20 protein-coding genes are annotated in these 24,756 nt (G+C 61.6%); 13 read left to right on the top strand and 7 right to left on the bottom strand.

Features of this window, described 5'->3' with window-relative positions; all coding sequences use genetic code 11:
* Positions 1-3: 3 nt before the first annotated feature.
* Together FCU66_RS03290 and FCU66_RS03285 are read left to right on the top strand one after the other, a co-directional pair.
* Positions 4-1,038, top strand: a complete 1,035-nt coding sequence (locus tag FCU66_RS03290; protein WP_136621701.1) for a glycosyltransferase family 2 protein — start codon at positions 4-6, stop codon at positions 1,036-1,038.
* Between the two features lie 10 nt (positions 1,039-1,048).
* Positions 1,049-2,833 (top strand): ABC transporter ATP-binding protein, encoded by a 1,785-nt coding sequence (locus FCU66_RS03285; RefSeq protein WP_136621700.1) that lies wholly within the window; start codon positions 1,049-1,051, stop codon positions 2,831-2,833.
* 319 nt (positions 2,834-3,152) lie between these two features.
* Here FCU66_RS03285 and FCU66_RS03280 read toward each other — a convergent pair whose 3' ends face one another.
* From FCU66_RS03280 to minC, 4 genes are all read right to left on the bottom strand, one after another.
* Positions 3,153-4,628, bottom strand: coding sequence for a coiled-coil domain-containing protein (locus FCU66_RS03280; protein WP_136621699.1), 1,476 nt, complete (start codon positions 4,626-4,628; stop codon positions 3,153-3,155).
* 340 nt (positions 4,629-4,968) lie between these two features.
* Entirely contained in the window at positions 4,969-5,241 is a 273-nt protein-coding gene (gene minE / locus FCU66_RS03275) for a cell division topological specificity factor MinE (RefSeq protein ID WP_024501686.1), read from the bottom strand.
* Positions 5,238-6,053 (bottom strand): septum site-determining protein MinD, encoded by an 816-nt coding sequence (gene minD, locus FCU66_RS03270; RefSeq protein ID WP_136621761.1) that lies wholly within the window; start codon positions 6,051-6,053, stop codon positions 5,238-5,240. The genes minE and minD overlap by 4 nt, the downstream gene beginning before the upstream one ends.
* Positions 6,054-6,121: 68 nt before the next feature.
* Entirely contained in the window at positions 6,122-6,928 is an 807-nt protein-coding gene (minC, locus tag FCU66_RS03265) for a septum site-determining protein MinC (RefSeq protein ID WP_136621698.1), read from the bottom strand.
* Between the two features lie 327 nt (positions 6,929-7,255).
* Between minC and FCU66_RS03260 the strand changes: the two genes are divergently transcribed.
* The 5 genes from FCU66_RS03260 to FCU66_RS03240 are packed head-to-tail and all read left to right on the top strand — an operon-like array spanning position 7,256 to position 13,518.
* Complete coding sequence (locus tag FCU66_RS03260) at positions 7,256-8,572, top strand: metallophosphoesterase (RefSeq protein ID WP_136621697.1); 1,317 nt, start codon at positions 7,256-7,258, stop codon at positions 8,570-8,572.
* Positions 8,572-9,657 carry a GTPase-associated system all-helical protein GASH gene (locus FCU66_RS03255; RefSeq protein WP_136621696.1) on the top strand — a complete coding sequence of 362 codons (1,086 nt, stop codon included), beginning with the start codon at positions 8,572-8,574 and terminating at the stop codon, positions 9,655-9,657. The genes FCU66_RS03260 and FCU66_RS03255 overlap by 1 nt, the downstream gene beginning before the upstream one ends.
* Complete coding sequence (locus tag FCU66_RS03250) at positions 9,654-10,679, top strand: TRAFAC clade GTPase domain-containing protein (RefSeq protein ID WP_136621695.1); 1,026 nt, start codon at positions 9,654-9,656, stop codon at positions 10,677-10,679. The genes FCU66_RS03255 and FCU66_RS03250 overlap by 4 nt, the downstream gene beginning before the upstream one ends.
* A complete protein-coding gene (locus FCU66_RS03245; protein WP_136621694.1) occupies positions 10,676-11,584 on the top strand; it encodes a TRAFAC clade GTPase domain-containing protein in 909 nt (302 codons plus the stop codon). Before FCU66_RS03250 ends, FCU66_RS03245 begins: the two co-directional genes overlap by 4 nt.
* Positions 11,581-13,518, top strand: a complete 1,938-nt coding sequence (locus tag FCU66_RS03240) for a GAP1-N1 domain-containing protein (protein WP_136621693.1) — start codon at positions 11,581-11,583, stop codon at positions 13,516-13,518. Before FCU66_RS03245 ends, FCU66_RS03240 begins: the two co-directional genes overlap by 4 nt.
* A 75-nt stretch (positions 13,519-13,593) precedes the next feature.
* On the opposite strand, the gene FCU66_RS03235 is transcribed toward FCU66_RS03240, so the two are convergent.
* Positions 13,594-13,806 carry a hypothetical protein gene (locus FCU66_RS03235; protein WP_168992147.1) on the bottom strand — a complete coding sequence of 71 codons (213 nt, stop codon included), beginning with the start codon at positions 13,804-13,806 and terminating at the stop codon, positions 13,594-13,596.
* Positions 13,807-14,165: 359 nt separating this feature from the next.
* On the opposite strand from FCU66_RS03235, the gene FCU66_RS03230 reads away from it, so the two are divergent.
* The 3 genes from FCU66_RS03230 (at position 14,166) to FCU66_RS03220 (ending at position 18,123) form a co-directional block, all read left to right on the top strand.
* The gene (locus FCU66_RS03230) at positions 14,166-15,317 is read left to right on the top strand and encodes a sulfite oxidase (protein WP_136621692.1); all 1,152 of its coding nucleotides are present in this window, start codon (positions 14,166-14,168) and stop codon (positions 15,315-15,317) included.
* Between the two features lie 409 nt (positions 15,318-15,726).
* The gene (locus FCU66_RS03225) at positions 15,727-16,257 is read left to right on the top strand and encodes a FecR domain-containing protein (protein ID WP_136621691.1); all 531 of its coding nucleotides are present in this window, start codon (positions 15,727-15,729) and stop codon (positions 16,255-16,257) included.
* A gap of 6 nt (positions 16,258-16,263) precedes the next feature.
* Positions 16,264-18,123 carry a CHASE2 domain-containing protein gene (locus FCU66_RS03220; protein WP_136621690.1) on the top strand — a complete coding sequence of 620 codons (1,860 nt, stop codon included), beginning with the start codon at positions 16,264-16,266 and terminating at the stop codon, positions 18,121-18,123.
* A gap of 53 nt (positions 18,124-18,176) precedes the next feature.
* Here the strand turns inward: FCU66_RS03220 and FCU66_RS03215 are convergent, their stop codons facing one another.
* Together FCU66_RS03215 and FCU66_RS03210 are read right to left on the bottom strand one after the other, a co-directional pair.
* A complete protein-coding gene (locus FCU66_RS03215) occupies positions 18,177-18,326 on the bottom strand; it encodes a hypothetical protein (protein ID WP_127204769.1) in 150 nt (49 codons plus the stop codon).
* An 18-nt stretch (positions 18,327-18,344) separates the two neighbouring features.
* Positions 18,345-18,644, bottom strand: a complete 300-nt coding sequence (locus tag FCU66_RS03210) for a DUF2934 domain-containing protein (protein WP_136621689.1) — start codon at positions 18,642-18,644, stop codon at positions 18,345-18,347.
* 708 nt (positions 18,645-19,352) lie between these two features.
* On the opposite strand from FCU66_RS03210, the gene FCU66_RS03200 reads away from it, so the two are divergent.
* The 3 genes from FCU66_RS03200 to FCU66_RS03190 are packed head-to-tail and all read left to right on the top strand — an operon-like array spanning position 19,353 to position 24,605.
* On the top strand, positions 19,353-23,471 hold the full coding sequence (locus tag FCU66_RS03200) for a Pls/PosA family non-ribosomal peptide synthetase (protein ID WP_136622811.1): 4,119 nt from the start codon (positions 19,353-19,355) through the stop codon (positions 23,469-23,471).
* Positions 23,449-23,952, top strand: a complete 504-nt coding sequence (locus tag FCU66_RS03195) for a GNAT family N-acetyltransferase (protein ID WP_136622812.1) — start codon at positions 23,449-23,451, stop codon at positions 23,950-23,952. Before FCU66_RS03200 ends, FCU66_RS03195 begins: the two co-directional genes overlap by 23 nt.
* 47 nt (positions 23,953-23,999) lie before the next feature.
* Positions 24,000-24,605 carry a 4'-phosphopantetheinyl transferase family protein gene (locus FCU66_RS03190; protein ID WP_136622813.1) on the top strand — a complete coding sequence of 202 codons (606 nt, stop codon included), beginning with the start codon at positions 24,000-24,002 and terminating at the stop codon, positions 24,603-24,605.
* The last annotated feature ends 151 nt before the right edge of the window (positions 24,606-24,756 follow it).

The following is a 24,756-nucleotide window of genomic DNA, read 5'->3' as shown; positions in this document are numbered from 1 at the left end:
GGGATGATCGTCAAAGCCAACCAACCCCTGCAGCGCGATCGTTCGACGGCGCTTGGCCCTGCCCCGGCCGGTCCCCGCCCGGAACGATCGGCGCCGGAAGTCAGCTTCATCATCTGCACGCGCAACCGCGTCGCCGTGCTCGATGCCTGCATCAAGTCAGTGCAGGCCGCGTGCCGCGCACATGCCGGCTTCGCGGCCGAACTCGTGGTCGTCGACAACGGTTCGAGCGACCGCACGGCCGAACGCCTGGCCAGCATCGCCGCTATGTCGGACATTCCATTCACGCCCGTTTGTGAGCCGCGCCCCGGATTGGCGGCTGCCCGCAACGCCGGGCTGAGGCGCGCGCGCGGCCAAGTGCTGGTCTTCGTCGATGACGATTGCGCGGTCCATTGCGACTATTTGCGCGATCTGGAGCGACACTATGCGTCCGGGGAACGATGGCTCATCCGGGGAGGCTGTGTCGAGCTTGGCGATCCCAGGGATTTGCCGTTCACCATCAAGCGCTCGCGGGTGCGCGAGCGGCTGACACCCGATGTCCATCCCGGCGGTTTTGTGCTGGGCTGCAACATGACGATGCACCGCGATGTCGCGGCTCGCATCGGCTATTTCGACGAACGCTTCGGCGCCGGCGGACCCTTGCGGTCGGCCGAAGATACCGATTACCTCGTGCGGGCGATGCTGCTCGGTATCCCGGTCGAGTATGTGCCTGATATGACGATATTCCATCATCACGGCCGGCGGGATCGCAAAGCCATCGAAAAGCTCCACCGCGACTACAGCCTGGGCAATGGCGGGCTCTGCCTGAAACATGTTCGCCATGCGCCCTGGCTGCTTCGCCATTTCTACTGGGCCGCACGAGGAGCTTTCCGGGAACTGGCGCGCGGGCCCGCGTTCGATCGTGAACTCAACCTGTCGCACTGGCCGATCGTGGCCATGAATTTGCGCGGCGCGGCCAAGTTCGCGGTTCTCCTGCTGGCGAGACGGCCGCAGGCTGAGCCGGTGCGGCAAGATCAACAAGCCAATGCCCAGGCGAGGTGAAAACGCTATAATGCCATTGCTGCCGCCAAGCCTGCCGATGCTGTTCCGGGCGTTCGGAAAGCGGCAACTGCGCCTGCTTCCGGCCGTGGTGGTTCTCGGTCTGGTCAGCGCCGTCCTCGAAGGGTTCGGCATTGGCCTGATCATCCCGTTGCTGGGCATCATCATGGGACACGGCGATGCGGCGGGAATGGCCGGTTTCTCCGCTGTCCTCCAGCATGTCGGATCGGGCTTGAGCGAACGCGACCGGCTTGTCGCCATTTCGGTCGCCATCCTCGGCTCGATCGTCCTGAAGAACGTCTTCGCCTTCGCCAACACGCTGCTGACGACCTTCATCTCCGGCAAGGCAAGCCATTCGATCCGCAGCGCCTTGTCGGAGCAGCTCTTGCGGGTCGGCTACCCGTTCTTCCTGCGGCAGAGTCCGGGACGCCTGCTCAACATCATCTCCAACGAATCCTGGCGGGCATCCGATGCGATCCAGATCATGCTGTCGGCCATCGTCAGCGCATCGGCCGCCATCATCCTCTTGGCTTTCCTGCTGCTGCTTTCGTGGCGCATGACGCTGCTGGTCACGCTCGGACTGGCGCTCGTCCAGATCGCCCACGCCGTCCTCTCGGCCAATCTGAAGGAGCCCAGCCGCAGCGTCGCCTCGCGCAACGGCCACCTCGCCTCCCAGATGCTCCACCTTGTGCATGCCGGACGGCTGATCCGCATCTTCGGACAGGAGACCCGGGAGAAGGCGATATTCGATACGGCGTCCGACGCGGTTCGCCATGCCTCTTTCGTCCTGCTCGTGCGCCAGGGAGCGCTGCCGCCGCTGACGGAGGTTCTCCACGCCATGCTGTTCCTGGCGGTGGTGATCGGCGCCTGGCTGGCGCAGGTGAGTTTCCCGCTGATCATCGCGTTCGTCATACTGCTCTACAGGCTACAGCCGCATATGCGGGCCCTGCAAGGGTCGTGGAGCCAGCTGCAAGGCCTGAGCGGATCGCTCGAAGAGGTGACCTGGCTGCTGGATCCCACGGGCAAGCCGCAACCGCCGCGAGGCGACGGGCCGTTCCATGGTCTGCGCCAGGGCATCAAGTTCGACGATGTGACGTTCACCTATTCCGGCACGGACCGGCGTGAGGTGGTGCTGCATGCGGCGACGTTCGACATCAGCAGTGGCCGCTCGACGGCGCTGATCGGCCGCTCGGGCGCCGGCAAGACGACGATCGTCAATCTCCTGTGCCGCTTTGTGGAACCGGACACCGGCAGGATTCTCGTCGATGGATCACCGCTCGACGGGATCGATGCCAGCCAGTGGCGACGGCACATCGCCCTGGCCAGCCAGGAGCTGGAACTGGTCGACGGCACCATTTTTGAAAACATAACCTACGGCCAGGACGCGGCGACAGTCGGCGACGCCGAGGGCGCCGCAAGACTGGCCGAAGCGCATGAATTCATCGAACGGCTGCCTCAGGGTTACGAGACGCTGGTTGGCTACAGGGGTGTCAATTTGTCGGCGGGACAGAGGCAGCGGATCGCATTGGCCAGGGCCCTGGTGCGCGATCCCGATCTCCTCATCCTGGACGAAGCCACCAATGCGGTGGACGGGCTGTCGGAAGCGGCAATCGTCGAGACCCTGAAGTCGAGAGCCGGCCGCCGCACGACAATCGTCATCAGTCACCATCACAGCACCGTCTCGTTCTGCGACGACGTGGTGATCCTGAGCGCCGGCCGCGTGAAAAAGCAGGCGCCGTTCGGCGCCCTGGCCTCGCTCTCCATGGACGAGCTTTACCAGCACGAACCGCTCGACTGATTCATGTCGCCCAAAAGTGCGCAGCGGTTTTGGGTCAACGACATGCATAAAAACAAGAGCCACGCGATCGCTGCCCGTAGGCGTTCGTGGCTTGCCGGCTGGCGGGCCGCCGCATGGTTCGAATCAGGAGGCCAGGGAATTGCCGCTGGCACCTTCCGTGATCGCACCAATGCCATGCAGTGCTCAGGCTCGTTACCTTGCCTGTGCGGCGGACCTGTCGATCCGCCTTGGCCGGTGCTCCATTGGGCTTACTCTCCGGGTGAGGTGCCGGCCTCCCTCGCGGGTTCTCCGCGACGACGCGGAGAGCCCGCGACGTGAGCTACGTCGCCGCGCGGAGGTTCCTGCGGATGCGCCGCCTGCCCGTTGCCCGCGCCTTCTCCGCCACCACACCGGCAATCTCGACCACGCCGCTCTCGCTCGATCTGCCGCTGGTGGCCTTGTGGAGCCGCTCGTAGGGCAGCAATTCCTTGACCCGGGCATTGAGTGACTCGATTTCGGCCCTGAGGTCGTCGCATTCCTGCCTCTGGACATCGAGCTGTATCTGTTCCGATGCCTGTTGCAGCGTGAGCTGTGAGAGATCGGCGTTCACTTTCGAAAGGTTCATCTTGTCGTTGTCGTTCTCCTGGGTGAGAGCGGACAATCTTTCATCGGCGATTTTCTTTTCGGCCAGGGCGTCGTTCAATTCACTCTTGAGCCTGGCGATCTCGCTGGCGGCGTCGTTGTTCTCGTTCGAGGTTTGCTCCAGTCGCGATTGCAGATTCTGGATCTCCGAACGCAACCCGCGCATTTCCGCCTGGCTGCGAGCCAGCTCGGCTTCCCTGTCGCCTTCCATCATGCGCGCCGCTTCGGTTGTTTCCGACAGCTTCGCCTGTGCGGCCTCGAGCGACTTCTGCAGCCGCATCTCCTCTTTCTCGCTCTTGCCGAGCGCGGCCAGCAGTTCGGCAAGCCGCGCTGCTTCGCTGGCATGGATCGTCGACAGCTCGTCGAGCCTGTGGCGCGCCTGGGATTCCCGCTTCAGCGCCTTGTCGAGCTCGATCGACAGGCTGACACGCTTTTCCCGCAGCATCTTGCTCTCGCGCAAGCGCCTGTTGGCCTCGACCGTTCTGGCGGTCAGCCGCTTGGCGATGTCGCCGAACTCCGCGTCGCGTTTTGCGCTCGCATTGGCTGTCTCCACGAGTTCCAGCCTGACCGCGGCAAGCGCCGCACGAAGCGCCTCCCTGTCCTGAACCAGGCTTGTCTCATGCTGTTGCAGCGCTTCGAAAGCGCCTTCACGCTCGCGCAGCTTTCTCACCGCGTCGTGCAGCTTTTCCGACAGCGTTCTTTGTTCGGCGGCCAGGCCGGCATTTACAAGCTCCAGCTCGTTGGCGCGCAGAATGTCGCTGTGCAGGATGTTGAGGAATTCGCGCGTCAGGTGGTGTGAGGTCCCGATCTCCGACAGCTTGTCGTTGATCTCCTCCAGATAATCCCTGGCGTCATGGAAGAGCCCTTCGAAGGCACTCAACGCAGCCAGCCGGGTCTGGGTATGGGGTGTCAGTCGTGGCGCGGTTTCGGGACTGCCCGTATCGTCGGCATCATCATTATTGTCCGCACTGTCCGAATTTGCCGCATTCGCCTCGGGCGGCGCGTCGTCCGGTCCTGCCGCCTGATCCGGGGCATCCGCGACAGTGTCGCTCTCTAGCGGCGCCTGGTCCTCTGCGCTGAGATCCGATTCCAGCGCATCCGCCAGATCGATCTGCAGTTCCTGGAATGCCTTGTCTACGTCTTCAGCACGCTTGATCAAGCCCTTGAAGTTCATGCCCGAACTCCTTTTACGCATACCCCCGAATTCAGTACTTAACGAATTGCTAACATAACCTTACATCCGCTGACCACGCAGGGGAAGCCCCCGTTGGCGGGAACGTAAATTTGGGACATTTGGGGGGTTGGATGCTGCGAGCGACCTGCACGGCCTGGGTTCCTCACCCCCGCAAAGCGGGGGAGAGGTGGCTCGGGCGAAGCCCGAGACGGAGCGGGGGAATGGCTCGGCCTCAAATGAATTCAGAGGAAACCCGCCAGCGTGGCAGGCCCCCTCTCCGACCGCTTCGCGGCCACCTCTCCCCCGCTTCGCGGGGGCGAGGAACCCAAGTCTTGCTAAGTCACCCCGCCATGGCCAGCGGCACGGCGCTCTTGTTGGGGATCTGGATATCGATCTCCAGCGTCGACATGGTCTCGCCGCGGTCCATCGAGACCTGGAGGTAGTCCTGGTCGATCTGCACATGCTTGGCGATGACGGCCATGATCTCCTCGCGCAGGATGGAGACGAGGTCGGGCTGGCTGCGGTTGCGGCGCTCATAGGCAAGCAGCACTTGCAGCCGCTCGCGCGCCACCGGCGCGCTGGAGCGCCGCTTGAAGATGTCGAGCAGGTTCATGCCGCCCTCCTTCCCAAAAGACGATCGAGGAAACCCTTGCGCTCGAACGGCACGACGACCGGCAGGTCCTCGCCCTCCAGCCGCCTGGCGGCGTCGAGATAGGCGCGCGCGGCGGCGTTGAGCGGCTCCGACAGCGTCACCGGCGAACCGAGATTGGAGGCGCGCAGCACATCCTGGCTCTCGGGAATGATGCCGAGCAGCGGCACCGACAGGATTTCCAGCACATCGTCGATGGACAGCATTTCGCCGCGCGAAGCGCGCGCCGCGTCATAGCGCGTGACCAGCACATGCTTGGCGATATGCTCGCCCTGCTCGGCCTTCATGGTGCGGGCGTCGAGCAGGCCGATGATGCGATCGGAATCGCGCACCGAGCTCACTTCCGGATTGGTGACGATGACCGCCTCGTCGGCAAAGCGCATGGCGAGCTGCGCGCCGCGCTCGATGCCGGCCGGGCTGTCGCAGAACACATAGTCGAACACCGAGCGCAGCTTGTCGATGACTTCGCCGACGCCCTCCTCGGTCAGCGCATCCTTGTCGCGCGTCTGCGAGGCCGGCAGCAGGAACAGCGTCTCCACCCGCTTGTCGCGGATCAGCGCCTGCGAGAGTTTGGCCGAGCCCTGGATGACGTTGACGAGATCGAACACCACGCGGCGCTCGGCGCCCATGATCAGGTCGAGGTTGCGCAGGCCGACGTCGAAATCGACAAGCGCCACCTTCTTGCCGGTCTTGGCGACCGCAGCCCCAAGGGCCGCCGTCGAGGTCGTCTTGCCGACGCCCCCCTTGCCCGAGGTGACCACCACTACCTTGCCCATTGAAAAGCCTCCGTTGTTGTTCATTTGTTGTTCTTGGCCGGCCGGCCCGGCCGCCCCAATATCGAATGTCAGCTCAGCGTCGAAACGCGCAGGCTCTCGCCATCGAGAAACGCCTGCACCGGCTTGCCGCGCGAAACACCTTCCATCTCCTCGGCGGTGACGTACCAGCCGTCGACCGCCAAAAGCTCGGCCTCGTTCTTGCGGCAGAAGATGCGCGCACCCTTGTTGCCCAGCGCACCCGCCGAAGCGCGCCCGCGCAGCGTGCCGTAGACATGGATGGAGCCCGCCGCGATGATCTCCGAACCGGACGCAACCGAGCCGAGCACGATGACATCGCCATGCGGATGCACGATCGCCTGGCCGGAGCGGATCGGCGCCTTGATCATCAACGTGCCGGATGCTTCGGGCGCAACCTGCGGCTCGCTTTCGTCCACCTTGCTTGCGCCAGCCTTGCCCTCGCCCATCTTGGCCGCGCTGCCTTCAGGCGCCCTGCCCTCGGCCTTGCCCTCTGATGTGCCGGAATCCCGCGCCTTGCGGCCGGGCAGCAGGCCATCGGTTGTCGCCTCCTTGGCGCCGACCAGCACCGGCGGCAATTCGGGGCCAAGCGCCGCCCCGTCGAGCTCGATGGCATAGATGCGGATGCCGCGCGTACCCAGCTCCGCCACCAGCGCCGCGATCTCGCTCGGCTCAGGCTTCAGCGTGTTCAGATCGAGCAGCACCGGCCGCCCGGAAAAATAGCCCGGCGAGTTGCCGATCCAGTGATCCAACCCCTCCAGCCAGGCCCCCAAGGGCGCTTCCGGCGTCAGCGTGAACGCGACGAAGGAGCGGGCGCGAAAGCGAATGGATTTGGCCTCGAGGGGAGCGGCAAAAGTCACGGCTGGCGAATCCTTACTGAGAGGTAAACGCTAGCGAGGGAATGGTTAACGAATGGTTAATAGGGGTGAGTGGATGGGGGCACCGGAATGGTGGTTCCTGACAACCCTGCGTAGCCTTGATGCGCCATGCCCGTCATCAATTGCTTAGCGCGAGGTGAGGACGAGATTGTGGAGTTTGCTTGGCGAGGTGCCGAGCAAAATCTCTCACGGCATCAATCGGCATGCGAAAACTGTGTCTGAAAGAAAAACTGGTAGCCTGGCGAGCCAATATTTGTTCAAATATAGGAATTCTGACGAATCTTTTTACTCGCAATTGATGGCTGCTAAATGCTCTTTATCCACATCTCTGACATACACTTCAAACAGGTCGAAGTAGGTCAACCGGACGATCCCAATCTGGCTCTCCGGAACGACATGATACGCGATGTCAAAGCCATGCGGCAACGCATAGAGCGTCCTGCTGACGGCGTGTTGCTGTCGGGGGATATCGCCTATGCGGGTAAGGCGGTTGAATACGATTTCGCGTACAGGTGGTTAGAAAACGAACTCTGCCCTGCAGCCGGCTGCACAATGGACAGCGTCTTCATTGTGCCTGGCAATCACGATGTGGACCGAAGCGTAGAGGTGGGACCGGCTTTCATCGCCGCCAGGAAACAGCTGCGAGAGATCGGCGCCAAGGAAGCCGACGGCGAGATCAGAAGGTGGTTTCGGGATCGCATTTCAGCCGGTGTAATCTTTGGACCGATCGAAAACTACAACCGGTTCGCGGCACGGTTTCTTTGCTCACTGAGGTCTTACATCGAGACGAAGAAGAGGTCACAAGTTGAGGATATGCCGGGCCGACCGTTCGCCACTCGAGATCTGTCGCTCGACGATGGCTCGAAGCTTAGATTGTGGGGCTTCAACACGGTATTGATATCTGATGCGAACGACAAGGAGGGTCGAATGCTGATCGACCCGGCCGCGTCTCAAATCCAAGTTGAGGACGGCGTGACGCATCTTGTGATGTGCCATCATCCTTTCGGATGGTTGAAAAACAGGCAAGCGTTCGAGGATCGTGTAAACGCTGTCGCAAAAATCCAACTCTTTGGACACGAACACACGCGCCGTGTGGATGAGAACAAAAGGTATCTGCGGATACGGGCCGGGGCGCTACAGCCTGACCGTGACGACACTGAGTGGAAACCTGGTTATAACTGGATCGATGTCTCAATCGAAAAAGGGGAAAAGCGACTCCTCAGGGTGAGACTTTGGGTCAGGATGCATGAGGTTTCGCAATTCCAAGCCATCCACGACCCAGATGACAAGGAGATTTGGGAAAACCGCTTCGAGTTGCCAGCCTGGACTCCCCCAGCAGCGCCCGCGGAGACGGGAACCGAGGCTGTGCAAATACTGGAGAGACCGATGACCACCGAAGGCGCGCAGCCCGTCACGGTCCGGAGCGTGACGATCAAGCTTTTTAAGCTCAGGGAGCATGAACAGCGGCGCGTCATTTCGAGACTGCAACTCGACAGGTCGGGCGACAGGGACCTAAAAGATTACGAACTGGCGATTAATGCTGTCCGCCGAAGTCAAGAAGACGGGAAACTGGGGCAGCTAAACGATCTAGTCGACAAAATTTTGGCTGGGCAGGGGGAAGCCTGATGGGCAAGAAGGAATTCAAGTTTCTGGAAGCATACAGGATCGCGTCGCCTACATCGACACGCGAAGTCGTTGAAGCTCGGCAAAAAGCTCACGAGAAGCTCTATCTTCTACTAAAAAACATGGACAAGGTCTACGACCTTTGCCGCATAGCGCTCGGTCTACCCTTTGACAGGGAAGCTACCGCAGAGTGGTTCGAGAAGACTATCAAGGCAGCGGATATCCACTTCTCCCTCGATATTGACAAGGCGGAGGCGGCGCGTCTCGCCACGCTATTGCTCCGTGATCTGGTGTGGCGTAGCGGCATCCAATGTTCGCTCGCAAGCTTGGTCGCATCCTACTGCGGCAAGCGCGAACCCGCTGGCGGAAGCAATCTTCTGGAAGAAGCGCACGACGCGATAAGCGCATCCGCCGGCGAGCGCCGGATAGCTTTCATGGACAAGAAGGTCGCTATGCCGCCGGCAAAGGACATTAACGCGGAACTCGACGCCGCCCAAAACAACTTCCAAGGGCCTATAGTTCGAACTGCGCTGGATGCGCTATCGGCCGACCTGCGAGAAGGGTCAGCCAAAATGGCCAATGCGGCGAACGAGGCCATCGCGTCGCTAAGGGGCGATTCGACGAGGCTCGCCGAAGAGGTCGATATGCTATGGTGGTATATCGGCGACTGGAGCGAACTCCTCGACGTGCCTCGCACTGGCTTGAGCGTGCCTGCGATCGCCTTGGCTTCGGCCGCAGAACTTGGTGGTCTTGTCCGCTCGATCCCTGGGCCATACGGCGCATATGGGCTGCTCCGCAGAGCATTGGGTAAGAACGGCAACACGAAGACGTCTTTGAAGTTGTCCGTTGAAGGAGTAGACGCCAAAAACCTGTCGCGTCTGGTCAAACCTCTACCGGCAGGAGCAAGGCCGCTCTTTCCGGTTCAGGCTGCAATCAATCTCGCAGCGGAACGAGGGACTAAGGATTGGACCGAAGTTCTCGGTAGTTTGCTCGGAACAATTCCCACGATCGAAGTCTCCCACTACGAACTGGCCGTTCAGGCATTCCGCGAACGTCTCTTGATCGGATATGGCGGCCTCGGGCAATGAACACTGTTACTAGCCTGTGTTCGATCCCAGATTGTCCGGTTCAATCAACTGGCAAATGTAAGCTTGGCAACGATCCGGTTGAGAGCTGCCCCAACTACGCGCAGCATGAGACCGAGGCCGTAATTCCCGACGACGAAGCAGAAGCGCAACTAGAGAGAAGCGCTCCGGTCCGCATTGTTTCTGGCGATGTCATGCATATGGACGACGTCGCCGTATTCGCCCGCCAGCGGCAGATTCGCACGGTCGCTTTGGTGGGTGAGCACAAAGCAGGCAAGACCACTCTTTTAGCATCCATCTACGAGATGTATTGCAAGGGCCCATTCGCAGGGATGACCTTCGCTGGCAGCCGGACTTTGGTTGGCTTTGCAAAGCGCCATCATCTGGCCCTTTTGAACTCGCAAAGAACGAGTCCAACCGTTCCCCGAACAAGCCGGAACGACCCTACGGCGTTCTTTCATTTGGCGTTGGCTAGGCCGGGCGGCGTAGTCGATCTTGTGATGTCTGACCGATCGGGGGAAGCTTATAGCTTCGCACGTACCGCGACGGATCTGATTCCCAGTTTGTCCGAACTCGCGCTTGCCGAGCGCATCTGTTTTATCTTGGACGGCGCAAGAATTGCGTCGATCGAGCAGCGGGCCTCCTATACACGCAAATTCAAGCAGATGATCCACGCTCTTAACGATAATGGCGCGCTGGCTCATAAGCCTGTTGTGGAGGTTCTTTCCACGAAATTCGACATCACAAAGACGCGGATCGACGCCGAAGACCAACTTCAGTACTTAGCAGAATATGAAAATCAGATTGTCGAGGAGTTCGGGCGCAGGAACCTAGAGGTCGCGTGCTTTCCGGTCTGCGCACTGCCTAAAAGAGACCATACCGTGGGGTTTGTCGGGCTTGACGACGCGTTGAGGCGGTGGACCGCCCCATTGTCGTTGCCAGTCGTTCTGCCTGATGGCCTGGCCAATACACCACGGCAAATTGATCGTCTTCTAGCCAAAACTGAACTACTGGAGCAACTGTGAACCCGCACCGTTATATGGTCTTTGGCTTCCATCGTTCCGGAAAATCCACATTCGCGGCGGCACTGTGGCATTTGCTTGATAGCAGAGAGCTAAATGTAGCGCTGGAGAAGGGAAACCATTCCGGAGACTTCAGATATCTCGAAGAGATCGCACAGGCGTGGTCCGAAGGTTGGGAAGTCGAGCGGACAAAAAGCGATCAATTGGAAGATGTCTCGATCAACTTGCACCATCCGCCGTCTGGAATGGACCTGACCCTAGAGTTTACCGACCTACCGGGAGAACAATTCGAAACCGCATTCGCCAGTCGCCTTTGTTCCCCCGAGCTTGTCGCGTTGGTGAAGGATTCGTCCGGCATTTTGCTATTCGTGAGCGCCGACCGAAACATCGATGGCGTGACGATCCTAGATGCTCTTGGGTCACAAGATTTCGACGAAGAACCTGCAGAGGAATCGTTGTCAGCCGCAGACAATTCGAACGCGAGTGCTGCCCCTGTCGAAGATACGCCATGGAATCCGAGAGATACCCCACTTCAGATTCGAATAGTCGACTTGCTGGAGGCAATGCAGAGACCGCCGTTCGAAGCCAAACTCCCCCGCGTGGCGGTTATTGTTTCCGCGTGGGATCTAACTGATGAAATTTCGGCCGACGCTTGGTTGGCGAAGCGGATGCCGTTGCTTGATCAGTATCTGCGGAGTGGTCAAGGCGCGACCGCGGCACGTGTCTATGGAGTATCTGCTCAAGGCGGTCGTCTGTCGAAGAAGGAGGATGGGCCCGGACCCGACCGAGACCGACTTTTAAAGGTGCTGCCGCCCAGCCGCCGCATCAAAATCGTTGGTCCCGATGTCACCGAGCACGATCTCACATGCCCGCTGCTATGGTTGGGTGGTTGGGTGGCGACATCATGAATCCCACTGATTACGATAGGGTCGACCAAGCCCTTTTTGGCTATTCGGAAGGACACAGGCAAATCGCAGCCTCCATTCGACTTCCTGCAGCGGATCTTTATAGGTTATCGGCAGCAAGTGATCTTGCTACGGGAACGAAGCTGGGGCCGGATGAAAGCTACATCACCGGCGTTCCTCTAGAGGAATCCAAACGCTATGCCCTGATAAGGACGTGGTTGGCGCCAGAGTTGCCTAGGCCGGGTTGCGTGTGGAGTCACGTTCTGTTGCTCGACACTCGTATACTTGGTTCACGAACTAATCTGCAGGATTTGCTCCAACACTTCAGACGTCCCCAAGGCGACTTCAAAGTATATAGCTCAGCTGCAACACTGCGATCTAAAGCAACTGAGCCCGTCGCGATCGACGAGGCCGAATTGCAACAAGCAATTCAGGACTACTATTCGGGGCGGCCCGCACTATTGTCCGCGACCTTGGATCAGAAGGCGGCGGAAGGGATCGTGACGGCGATGTGGTCCCAACAATGGCCAAGACTACGCGCGGCGTTCGCATTTCGCACCGCCCGCACAGAGCGTCGGAAAAGCGACTTGGTCCATTACGATGTTCAGCTAAGTTCGCCCAGTGAGACCGAAAAACCCGGCGGCACCTCATCTGATTGGGCGCTTATTGCCGCCCGTGATGCAGCAACGTGCCACGTCACGGATCTCCGTCGCTTCTTATGGCGATATGGTCGGGATATTGCAGCGGCGCGAACCAGCTATCGGATGCTGGTGGAGTTGTTTCTGCTCGGGCGCGGACATCAAAATATCCCCACCGAACATGCTCTACGAGTTTTTCGATCTCTGGCCGATCCTGACGACGGCCAGATTCTCAAAAGGGACATCCTTGGAATCCCCGCCGCCTCCCCGTCGCTCTCGCCACCAATCTCGCCGATTGGTCTGCTGGAGGTGCTTGCAGACGAGAACGCGCACCAAATCGTTCCTGCTGGCGTTGTGGCTCAGCGATTTCAAGATCTGGATCGCGTCGCAATCGGAGCGGTTGCACACTTTCTCGACCTACACTATGACGCGCTGGCTCCTTGGAAGAACGATCTCGAAAACGCTATAGTGACTGGTGCCGATGCATCAACGCTATCGCACTCGTTCCCTCAACGGTTCCTGATGCCAGTCCTTCGCGCTCGACCTGATCTGGTCAATCTGGACGCGGCAACCCTCCTGTCAAACGACCAACTCACCGAGCTACTCGATATTTATCCGGCGACTTCAGCGGAGGACGCACTGGCATCGGAAGCAGTGCGCCGAGATTTGGGAGCCGCCAAGAACAGTAAGCTTGTCCGGCGGGATCCGGAGCGATTCTTCAAGGCTGCACTAAACTCTGGCGCTCACAGCGAAATCGCTTCCGCATGGAAAAGCCTCTGGCCTTCGCATGCGGAAGCCATCTTTGCTGCCGGATGGCCCCGAACGGAACGCTCATGGTCTCGCGTCGCGTTGGGTATTGCATACATGGAGTATCCTCGCCGCGTTGGTCCTCGTGCGGAGGAATGGGCTATTATTTTCGCTTCCCTACCCGATGACCTCCACGGCGATGATCGCGTACGTCTCCAGGGGTATCTATTACGGACAGCGTTAGACGAAGACTCCGAGGGTACCTGGAAGTTGTGCGCGACGGTGCTTCCTGAATTGCGACCAGTAATTCTGAGGGGTGCGCTCCCGGATGATGTATATCGAATGTTGTCATCCGATCTGCCAAGGTTCAACACAGCAGGATACTGGGATATTAACCGGCGCGTTTTGATCTGTCTCTCATATTTGCGCAGAAAAATCTCGGATCCCGACGCTGAAGGCAAGCTCGGTTTGTCGGATCATGATCGTCTGATCCTTTTCGATGGTGCGGCCGATGAGGACGACTCAAAGCGTCCCGGTTTCTGGTGGTGGTGATTGCGACCAAATCGCAAAGTCTCCGCTGGGAATCGCCGTCGCAAAGCGCGGCTGCCTAGCCAGCACACCACCCCCTCAATGCCGTTTAAAATACTGCACCTCGCGCTCATGCTTCTCCGCCGCCTCGCGGGTATCGAACGTGCCGAGGTTGCGCCGCTTGCCGGTTTTTTCGTCCTTCTTGCGTGAATAGAGGCGGTATTTCCGCCTTTCAGTTTCCGGATCATCTCGCTCCCTGGCTTGGCCCCGATCAGGATTTCCGCTTGGTGGCAGTGCGGTCGCTGCCCACACCCGACGATCCCGGCTTCGACCGGCTCGGCGCCTCCGCCCTTGTGCGCCCCACCGAAGCCGGCCGACCTGTCGCGATTTGAGCAGCAATGGCACGACAGGAAATCGCTCTTGGTACGCCACAAAATTGTCATGTCCCGTCCAAGTTGTGGACACGTCCTTTTCAAAGGCGCACTCTTGGGTTGCGAAACGCATGCCAGAGTTTCGCCCAACACTTCACATGCTTGAGGTGCGTCGGTGATTGTCTGACCTATCCGGATACTTCCGGCTGGGCATAGCTTTCATTGTGTCGCCTATCCGTGATCAGGCTACGGCCTAACGCACGTTGCAGCCTGTTCCGGATCAACTGGGAGGTAAACAACATGCACAGCATTCAACGCAGAGAACTTCTTGTTCAAGGAAGCGCGGCTCTTGTCGCAATCGCTGCTCTTTCGCGTCGCGCTTACGCTTTTCCAACACAGGCGGGCGAGGAAGTTGTTCCGTGGCTGGATCAGCCGACCGAAAACCCCAATCCGGAAGGCATCAAGACGCAGCTTGTCTGGGAGGATCTGGACAGCTGGATAACGCCAAACGACAAGTTCTTCAGCATCTCGCATTTCAATCGACCGACGATCGACGAGAAGACATGGTCCATGGAGATCGAGGGCCTGGTCAAGAAGCCCCTGAAGCTGACGCTCGCCGACATCAGGGCGCGGCCGCGCCAGGAGGTCGTTTTCACGGTGGAATGCTCGGGCAACCACGGTTTTCCCTTTTTCACCGGCGGCATCGGCAATGCCAAATGGGCAGGGACGCCGCTGGCGCCGATCCTCGAGGAAGCCGGCGTTCTGAAAGAGGGCATCGAGGTCGTCTTTTTCGGCACTGACGAAAGCGAGGTCGCAATACGCGACGTGAAGATGAAGCAGAATTTCGCGCGCAGCATGTCGCTCGCCGACGCGATGAATCCCGACAATCTTCTCTGCTATGAAATGAACGGCGCCGCCTTGCCGGCGGCCAACGGTTCCCCGCTGCGGCTCATTGCTCCGGGCTGGTACGGGATCGCCAACGTCAAGTGGCTGAAGCGCATCGAGGTTCGCGACACCCGCTTCATGAGCCTTCTGATGGCCCGCGACTATGTCACCATCCGGGAGGAGGACCACAATGGCGAGACCGTATGGGCCGAGACCTCGGTGGGCCGGGCGCTGCTGAAGTCGGCACCCGCGAAGGTCACCAAGAAAGGCTCGGACTACGCTATCGTCGGGGCAGCCTGGGGGGCACCGATCGAGCGGGTCGAAGTGCAAATCGATCAAGCGCCCTGGGCGCCGGCGACCATCGACCACAGCGAGGAGGCCGAACACGCCTGGAAAATCTGGTCCCTGCCCTGGGCAAACCCCTCGCCGGGAGAACACACGGTGACCTCGCGCGCGGTCAGCACCACGGGACAGGTTCAGCCAGCAATGGACGATCCCTTGATTGCCAAGAAGCACACATACTGGGAGAGCAATGGCCAGGTGACGCGGCACGTCAAGATCGTTTGAGAAGAGCCGGGAAACCCGCAGGAGGCCAGCGAAGTGGCGACAATTGTCATGCCGACGCAGCCGCGCGGCATGGCAATTGGTCAACGGTGCATCGTTCAATGCCGCTTGAAATACTGCACCTCCCGCTCATGCTTCTCCGCCGCCTCGCGCGTATCGAACGTCCCCAGATTCCGCCATTGCCGGTCCCCAGCGCCTCGACCGTGTCATTGGCCGCAAACATCGCCGCCTGATATTCCTCGATATTCGCATCGCGGCCGGGGCCTTGCTTGGTGTCGGAGCGGGTTTGTCGTGCTAGGATCGCCGGTCGGCATCCCTCAGCGCATCGCGGCTGCAAATGCCGGTTCGCAAGCATGCTGCCAGGCTGGCGGATTTTCCTGCCGCCTATTTTCGCAAGAGCAAGGAGGCGTTGATGAGCGCGAGAGGTCGATTTTTCCGTGGCCTTGTGGCTGGCCTGTTTGCCGGTGTCTTCTGGGTGGATGCCGCCCTGGCGCAGGACGCAGGGTGTACGTTCAAGCCGTTGGCCGGCACGTCCCGACAGATTCTCAGATGTCGCGGAGGCATTACCATCACTGCGGAAGGTGGGGCTCGTTTTACGCTGTTGGACCGTGATCGAAACGGCAAGGTCGATACGGTCAGGTTGCGGCGCAAGGCGCTGCTGCTCGATGCTCCGGCCGGCTCGGTCCCGGGTGGCTTCGCGGTTGTCACCCCGCAGGCGATCGCCGCGGCGCGAGGCACCAAATGGGCAGTCGACGTTGGCCAGGGCAAGACGTCCGTTCTTGTCCTCAGAGGTCGCGTCGCCGTTAACCGGCCGGCGTCCAGTGCCGGCGTGGTGCTGGCGCCGGGCCAAGGCGTCGACGTCGGGGCCGGCACAGGACCACTGACCGTCAAGCGCTGGCCCGCCAAGCGTGTTTCCGCATTGCTGGCCCGTTTCGGCCAGTGAGCCGCCGTGAGCAGGCGAGCGCTTCCGACACTGATCGCGCTCATCCTGGCGGGTCTTTGGGGCGCCGGCCTGGGCTTCGCGCACTGGCGCGGTCATCTGTGGTTTCTCGATCGCGTCGAAGCAACGATGACCGATCTTCGAACGCTTGTTCGAGGAACGGCAAAGCCACCGGCGCTGATGACCATTGTCGCGATAGACGACGACGCGGTGCGGCAGGAGGGCGCATATCCCCTCAGCCGCGCCACGCTTGCCCGGCTTGTCGATACGATAGCGCGGCTTGGACCAAAAGCCATTGCGCTCGACCTGCTGCTGGTCGATCCCGGGGCAAAAGACAATGATGAGGCGCTCGCGCGTTCGCTGAGCGGGGGGGCAAGCGTAATCGCTGCCGCGGCGGTCTACCCCGGAGGCAAACAATGGACGGTGGGCGAAGGACCCATCGCCGGCGTGCCGAATGCCGAGCGGTTCCTGTGGCCCCTGAAAGCGTTCTCGGATGTTGCGGCTGTCGGCGTCGTGAACGTGGCCACCGACAAGACGGGAACGCCCCGGTTCGTGCCGTTGCTGTTTCGGGCCGGAGATCGGCTGGAAGCGTCTTTCCCCTTGCGTGTTGCCGCCATGGCAGCGGGAGAGGATCCGGAAATCGCAGCCGATCATCTATCCCTGGGCGGACGGTCTATTCGGACGGACATTGGTCACATCCTGCCCCTGACATTCTATGGTCCCCGCGGCACGATCCGCACGATCAGCGCGGCGACCGTTCTGGACGGCCAATTCGATCCCGGCACGATCCGAGATCGAATTGTTGTGATCGGAGCAACGGCAACCGGCACCGGCGATGTTTTCCCGACACCGTTCGATCCCATACTGCCGGGCGTCGAAGTCATATCGACGGCGATTGCCCATCTGATGGCCGGCGACGCAATTGTGCGAGACCAGCATGTTCGGCTTGCGGATGCCGGCTTTGCAGTGGTGCTGCCAATGATCCTTGTCGGGCTGTTGGCATGGCGGCGAAACGCCGCCGGCCTCGCGGCGATCGCCGGCGTGGTCCTGATCTGGTTCGTGGTCAACATGACCGCTTTCTCGCACCACATCTGGCTGAGCGCCGCGTTGCCGATGACCGCCGCCGTTCCGCCGGCTATCTTGTACGGGGCCATGCAGCTTTGGCTGGGCAGGAGCCGGGCCCAATTTTTCGCAACGCAGAGCCAATTGCTTCAACGCGTTGAAGCCCCAGGCATGGGGGAGTGGCTGGCCAAGCATGGCGACTTCCTCTCGGACCCCGTCCGGGTAGACGCCGCCATCCTGTTCATTGATCTGTCCGGCTTCACCGGACTGAGTGAAACATTGGGACCGGTCGCCACACGCGAGCTCCTGAACGGTTTTCATGCGTTGGTCGGCGAAGAAGTGACGAGTTGCGGTGGCGTCGTCACGAATTTCATGGGTGACGGAGCCATGATCCTGTTCGGTCTGCCGGAACCAGCGACAAATGACGCCTTCAATGCCGCCCGCTGTTGTGTGGGGCTCTCCAGCCGCACCAACGATTGGCTCGCCTCGTTGCCTGCATCGACCGCTTCCCGGCTCGGCTTCAAGATTGGAGCCCACCACGGAACAATCGTAGCCTCTCGGCTCGGCAGCGAAGGCCGTCAGCACATCGCAGCCATAGGTGACACAGTCAACGTTGCCAGTCGCTTGATGGAGATCGCGGCCGACCAGAACGCCGAAGTCGCGGTGAGTGACATAATGCTTGATGCCGCCGGCCGCGAGTGCGCGTTGTTCCAATCCGGTACCCTGAAAGGGCCCGTGGAAACACAGATCCGTGGGCGATCCGGCTCGCTCGCAATCTGGCTTTGGCAGAGTGCACGGACGCTGTAGTAGAGGGTTGCCACCACGCCTGCGGCTTGCCTGCGCTGCGAACAGCGGCGCCCTCAATGCCGCTTGAAATACTGCACCTCCCGCTCGTGCTTCTCCGCCGCCTCGCGGCTGTCGAACGTCCCCAGGTTCCGCCGTTTCCCAGTCTTTTCGTCCTTCTTGCGTGAATACAGCCGGTATTTTCCGTCTTTCAGTTTCCGGATCATCTCGCTCTCCCAGGCTGATCAGGATTTCCGCTTGGCCTTGAGGCTGCGGGCGGCTTGCTCGACCGCCGCGCGGTCCTTGCCCAGGCGGTCGATCAGCGCTTGCGCCTCGTCGCCCGATAGGCCGGTGCGCACCGCCAGCGCCTCGACCGCCAGCACGTCGGTGCTGGCGATCTCGCCGGTTTCCGGCAGCGCGGCTTCCCTGTCGATGTCGGCCTCGGCCTGGTGCCAGTGCCGCTCCGGGTCGCCGTGAAGGCCGCCTTCGCGTTGCCAGATCTCGTATGCGCGCTGCTGGATCTTTTCGTGCCGTTCGTCGCCCATATCAATTCCTCCGGTTGCGTCAGGGAAGAACGCCGCGCCGATCCGAACGATCCAAAAAATTTGCGTGATCGTCGGGCGAAGGCCCGCACGAAGGTTGGCGCCCTACGGCGCCCCCCTCTGGCCTGCCGGCCATCTCCCCCACTTGTGGGGAGATTGGCAGCTTCGGCGCCGGCGTTTTTCTTGCAACGTTGAAAAATTGGCGAAAGCGGATGTATCGGCCAATCTCCCTCCTTGTGGGGGAGATGCCCGGCAGGGCAGAGGGGGGCGCCGTGGAGCTCGACGGCGGAGGCTTCGCCCTCCTCCCAAGGGCCAACAAGGGGGGAGCAGCGCAACGAATCCGGGTTAGCGGGTTCCTTCGGAGCTTCGCCAGCATGTTGGTTGAAAAACCCGCCTGCACGGCGGGTCGCTGGCGCAAATCAGCACCGTGGACAAATGTGTAGCATAGTTGCCCTCACCATGTAAAGAATAAATTCCTATCGAAAAGCCGGCGGAACAAAGCTGCCGACACCGCCGGACTGGCCGGCGTCAGGCCTTGTGTTGACCTGAGTTCGCAGCCCTCAGGCGGAAGCTGGGAACCGCGCCCAGACACACTCCAGAAACAATATTCAACAGTTCGGAAAAACTGGCGAAAAGATCGGATGGCATAACCGCCCCGCAACGGCCGGGAAAATGGCCGCGCCGGGCGATTCCCGGCCAGGACGGGAAAGTATGGAAATGGATCACGGTCTCGATATCGCCGGACTGGACAGGGATCGATCGGGCAGTGAGCTGGAAAGCGGCCTGGCAAACGTCGATGCGATCGCAAGGATCGCTCGCGACTCCGCAACAGCCGCGCGCGGGCAAATCCTGACGGGCGCCGACTTTGCCCGGCAGGGTCAGCCCGGTGAGCGGCTCGATACGGTCTTCGAACAGCTCGCACAGACATTCGCCGCCTTGCCGGCGGTGATCTCCGACGGGCGCGTCTGGACCTATCAGGAGCTGGACAGCCGCGCCAACCAGTTCGCCCGCCTGCTGGTCAAGCGCGGCGTGCGGCCGGGCGACCGCGTCGGGCTCATTCTCGACCGCTCGGCGGAGACCTATGTCGCGCTGCTCGCGGTGATGAAGGCGGGTGCCGCCTTCGTGCCGCTGGCCACGGCGTTTCCCGAGGAGCGGATGACGCTCATCATCGAAGACGCCGGCGTGAGCCTGATCGTCACCATCGCCGCCTATGCGTCGCGCGCCGGTCAACTGCCGGTTCCGCATCTGCTGATCGACAGCGCGGCTGCCGAGATCTCCAAACAGTCCGACGCGCCGCTAAAGCCGCATGCGAAGACTTCGGACGACACCTGCTACATCCTCTACACCTCCGGCACGACAGGCAAGCCCAAGGGCGTCGTCATCAGGCACCAGAGCTTCGTCAACTTCATCCGCGTCGCCGCCGCCTCCTACGGCTACCGGCCGGGCGATCGTGTCTATCAGGGCATGACCATCGCCTTCGACTTTTCCTCCGAAGAAATCTGGGTGCCGTTTGTCGCCGGCGCGACGGTGGTGCCCGCACCCGGCCAGATGCCTTTGGTGGGCGAGGAACTGGCCGACTTCCTGCGCCACCACGACATCACCTGCATGGCCTGCAGCCCGACGCTGCTGTCGTCGATGACATCAGATGTGCCCAGCCTGCGCACGCTTCTGGTCGGCGGCGAGGCTTGCCCGCACAATCTGGTGGTGCGCTGGTCGAAGCCGGGGCGCCAGATCCTCAACACCTATGGCCCCACCGAGGCGACCGTCACCGCAACCATGGGCGCGCTGACGCCGGACAGTCCCGTCACCATCGGCGCGCCGCTGCCGACCTATTCGATCGTCATTCTCGACGCTTCGCTGCCGCAACTTGCCGAGCCGGGCGAACTGGGCGAGATCGGCATCGCCGGCATCGGGCTCGCGGTCGGCTATCTCAACAGGCCGGACCTGACCGAGCAGAAATTCGTCGCCGATTTCGTCGGCCTGCCGAACAACCCGTCGAAGCGCATCTACCGGACGGGCGACCTTGGCCGGATCAACGACAGTGGCGAGATCGAATACGCCGGCCGCATCGACACCCAGGTGAAGATCCGCGGCTACCGCATCGAGCTCGGCGAGATCGAAGCGGTGCTGCTCGACCAGCCGGAGATCGCGCAGGCTGCCGTCACCACCTGGGAGATCGAGCCCGGCCGCGTCGAACTCGTCGCCTACTATGCGCTTAAAGCCGGCGTAGCGGCGATTTCCCGCGCCGATCTCGCCCAGACGATGAAGCGGCGGCTGCCCGATTACATGGTGCCCTCCTATCTGGAGGAACTGCCTGCGATCCCGATGACGGTCTCCAACAAGGTGGACCTGCGCCAGCTGCCGAAACCGACAAGCATCCGGCTTTCGGCCGATCGCACCATGGTGGCGCCCGGCAATGACGACCAGCGTTTCCTGGCCGAGGCACTGGCCACGGTGCTGAAATTCGACGCGGTGTCCGTCGAGGACAATTTCTTCGACGATCTCGGCGCCAACTCGCTGCTGATGGCGCATTTCTGCGCGCGCGTGCGCACCAGGAAGGAATGGGCGACGGCGTCGATGCGCGACATCTATCTCCATCCGACCGTGGCGCGCCTGGCGCGGCATCTGGGCGTAGTGGACGAGATGACGACGGCCACCAACGAGCCCGTCCTCACCCGCCGGGCATCGAATTTTGCCTACTGGACCTGCGGCGCGGCGCAACTGCTGTTCTACGGGCTCTACAGCTATGTCGCCCTGTGGGCGATCAATGACGGCCTCAACTGGATGTATGACGCGCTCGACGATCCGCTGCAGCTTTACCTGCGCTGCGTGGGGCTTTCGGCTGCCGTGTTCTTCGGCATGTCGGGCTTTGCCGTCATCGCCAAATGGGTGCTCATCGGCCGCTGGAAGGCCGAGGCGTTTCCCATCTGGGGCCTGCGCTACTTCCGCTTCTGGGTGGTCAAGACATTGATCCGCACCGCACCCGTCGTGCTGTTCCGCGGCAGCCCGCTCTACAGCTTCTACCTCCAGCTCCTGGGCACCAGGCTCGGCAAGAACGCCGTCATCGAATCGAAATCCGTGCCCGTCTGCACGGATCTCATTTCCATCGGCGCCAACACCATCCTGCGCAAGGAATCGATGATCCTCGGCTTCAGGGCCCAGTCCGGCTATATCCACACCGGGCCGCTGACCATCGGCCGCGATGCCTTCGTGGGCGTCGGCTCCACGCTCGACATCGACACGCGGATCGGCGACGGCGCCCAGCTCGGCCATTCGTCCTCGCTGCACCGCGGGCAAAGCATCCCGGACGGCGAACGCTGGCATGGATCGCCGGCCGTGCCGACCACGGCGGATTATTGCAAGGTGCGCAATGTCGATCCTTCCAACATCCGGCGCTTCCTCTTCGAAGCGGTCCAGTTGATTGGCCTGTTTGCCATCGTCACCCCCTTGCCGCTTTTGTTCCACAGCTATTGGGAGAATGTCGGCGACGACTATCAGGAGACGATCGGCATTGTCGCGATCGGCACCACGGTCACGCTGTTCGGCTACATCGCCGTGGCTTTTCTGGCGGCGACGCTGGTGCCGCGCTTGACGAACCTGATCCTGAAGCCAGGCCGCACCTACACGCTTTACGGCTTCCGCTACTGGTTGCAGACCGTCGCCGAATTCACCAGCAATTCCCGCGTGCTCGGCCTCCTGTTCGGCGACAGCTCGGCAATCGTGCATTACATCAGGGCCATCGGCTGGAACCTCAACAAGGTGGTGCAGACCGGTTCCAACTTCGGCAGCAACCAGCAGCACGAAAACCCGCTTCTGTGCGAGATCGGCACCGAGACCATGGTGTCGGACGGACTGTTCATGATCAACATGCACAAATCCGCCTCCGCCTTCCGGCTCGAGCCGACGCGCATAGGCGAGCGCAACTATCTCGGCAACAACATCTACTATCCGCCGGATGGGCGCACGGGCGACAACGTCCTGCTCGGCACCAAAGTGATGATCCCCATCGACGGGCCGCTGCGCGAGAATGTCGGGCTCTTGGGTTCGCCTGCCTTTGAAATCCCGCGCATGGTGAACCGCGACAAGGAGCTTATCGCCGGCATCGACGAGGCGGACCGGCGCCGGCGCATCCCGCTGAAGAACCGTCACAACATGGTGACGATCCTCCTGTTCGTGGCAACGCAATGGGTCATGCTGTTCGCCACGCTGGCGATCTGGGACCGGGCGCTGAACTACTACACCGAATGGGCGGAGGTCGCGCTGTTCGTCGCCGTGCTTTTGACCTCGGCGATCACCATTCCGTTCTACATCCTGGTCGAGCGGGCAAGCCTTGGTTTTGGCAGGCTGAAGCCGCAGATGACGACGATCTACGACGTCGCGTTCTGGCGCCACGAACGCCACTGGAAGCTCGCCGATTCGCCGATCGTGCGCCTGTTCGCCGGCACACCGTTCCGGCCGATGATCCTGCGCCTGCTGGGCGTCAAGGTCGGCAGCCGTGTCTATGACGGCGGCAGCAATCTGACCGAACGCTCGCTGGTGGAGATCGGCGACGACGCCACCCTCAACGAGGGCTGCGTCATCCAGGCCCATTCGCTGGAAGAAGGCGCGTTCAAGTCCGACTTCATCCGCATCGGCAAGGGCTGCACGCTCGGACCCTCAGCCTTCGTCCACTACGGCGTCGTGATGGGCGAAGGGTCGGTGGTCGATGTCGACTCCTTCGTCATGAAGGGCGAAGAGCTGGAGCCCAATTCGATCTGGCGCGGCAACCCGGCCAAGCTGCATCGCTTCGTCGAGCCGATCACCGACGATGGTTCCAAGGCGTCGGCTTGAAGAAGGCATCGGCTTGAAGACCGCAGACATCCGTCTCGTTGCCGTGACCGAGGCCAACCGGGCCCTGGTCGCGGCCCTGGAGCTCGCTCCAGACCAGATGGATTTCGTCGCCGGCAATGCGGACTCCCTGGAAGAAGCCGAAACTGACGAAGACGCGCGGCCGCGCGTCGTGATGGCAGGCGATCGTGTCGTCGGGTTCCTGATGTACGAGGCGCCACGCGATGACGACGAGGCGCGCATTTACCGTTTCATGATCGACCGCGCCTCTCAGGGCAGAGGCTACGGCAAGGCCGCGTTGCGCGAAGTGCTGGACGAAATCAAAGGGCTCGGCCACGTCAGCCACGTTTCAATCTGCTACGAACCGGACAATGAAGCGGCACGAAGCCTCTATCGCGCCGCCGGTTTCGTCGAAGAAGGGCTCGACGAGGACGGAGAAATGATCGCCGATCTCGCCCTCGCCGCACGGACGGACGATCCGTGACGCAGCCGCCTGAAATCGCGCTTGCGCAGACATCCCTGCTGCAGGCGATGATCGCCATCGCGCCCGGCGGCGTCCGGATCGGATGCCGGGTGATACGCGACGGCGACGAGGCCCATCTCTTGCCCGAGGAAGCGCACTCCATCCCCGCGCGCCAGCCTGCCATGCGGCGGGCCAGCGGCGCGGTCCGGTGGATCGCGCACGGGCTGCTGGCGGAGCTTGGCGTCAGCGACGTCGCCATCCTGCGCGCGCCAACGGGCGCGCCGCTCTGGCCCGATGGGATAACGGGGTCACTCGCCCATGACGACGACATGGCCGTGGCGGCGGTTGCCCCCGTTGGCCACATCAGCTCGCTGGGTATAGACGTCGAGCCCGCGCAGCCTCTCCCCGACGACATCTTCACGCTCGTTGCAACCCCTGCGGACCGGATGGACGCGGCGGACCGGCATCTTGCCGGCCGCATCCTCTTTGCCGCCAAGGAAGCCGTCTACAAGGCCGTCTATCCGCTCGATCGCGAGGTGCTGGGCTATGAGGACATCACCGTCGACCTCAGCGCAGGCCAGGCGACGACGAAGACAGGCCGCAAGATCAGCCTCGCCTACTGCCTTGCCCCGCGCGTGGTGGTGCTGGCGTTTGTCGATGGAGATGGGGTTTAGGGTCGGCGCGATTGCTCCTGCTGCGCCAAGGCGTCATGAGTTTGCGGCCGAACGCAGCAATCTTTGGCGTTAGCGCTGCCCCTCACTGTCCTGCCGGACATCTCTCCCCGTTTAGTGACGGGGAGAGAGGGGCTGGTGTCCGAACCGGATA

Source organism: Mesorhizobium norvegicum (assembly GCF_004919685.1).
Taxonomy (GTDB): domain Bacteria; phylum Pseudomonadota; class Alphaproteobacteria; order Rhizobiales; family Rhizobiaceae; genus Mesorhizobium; species Mesorhizobium norvegicum.
This window is presented reverse-complemented; position numbering and strand designations above follow the sequence as displayed.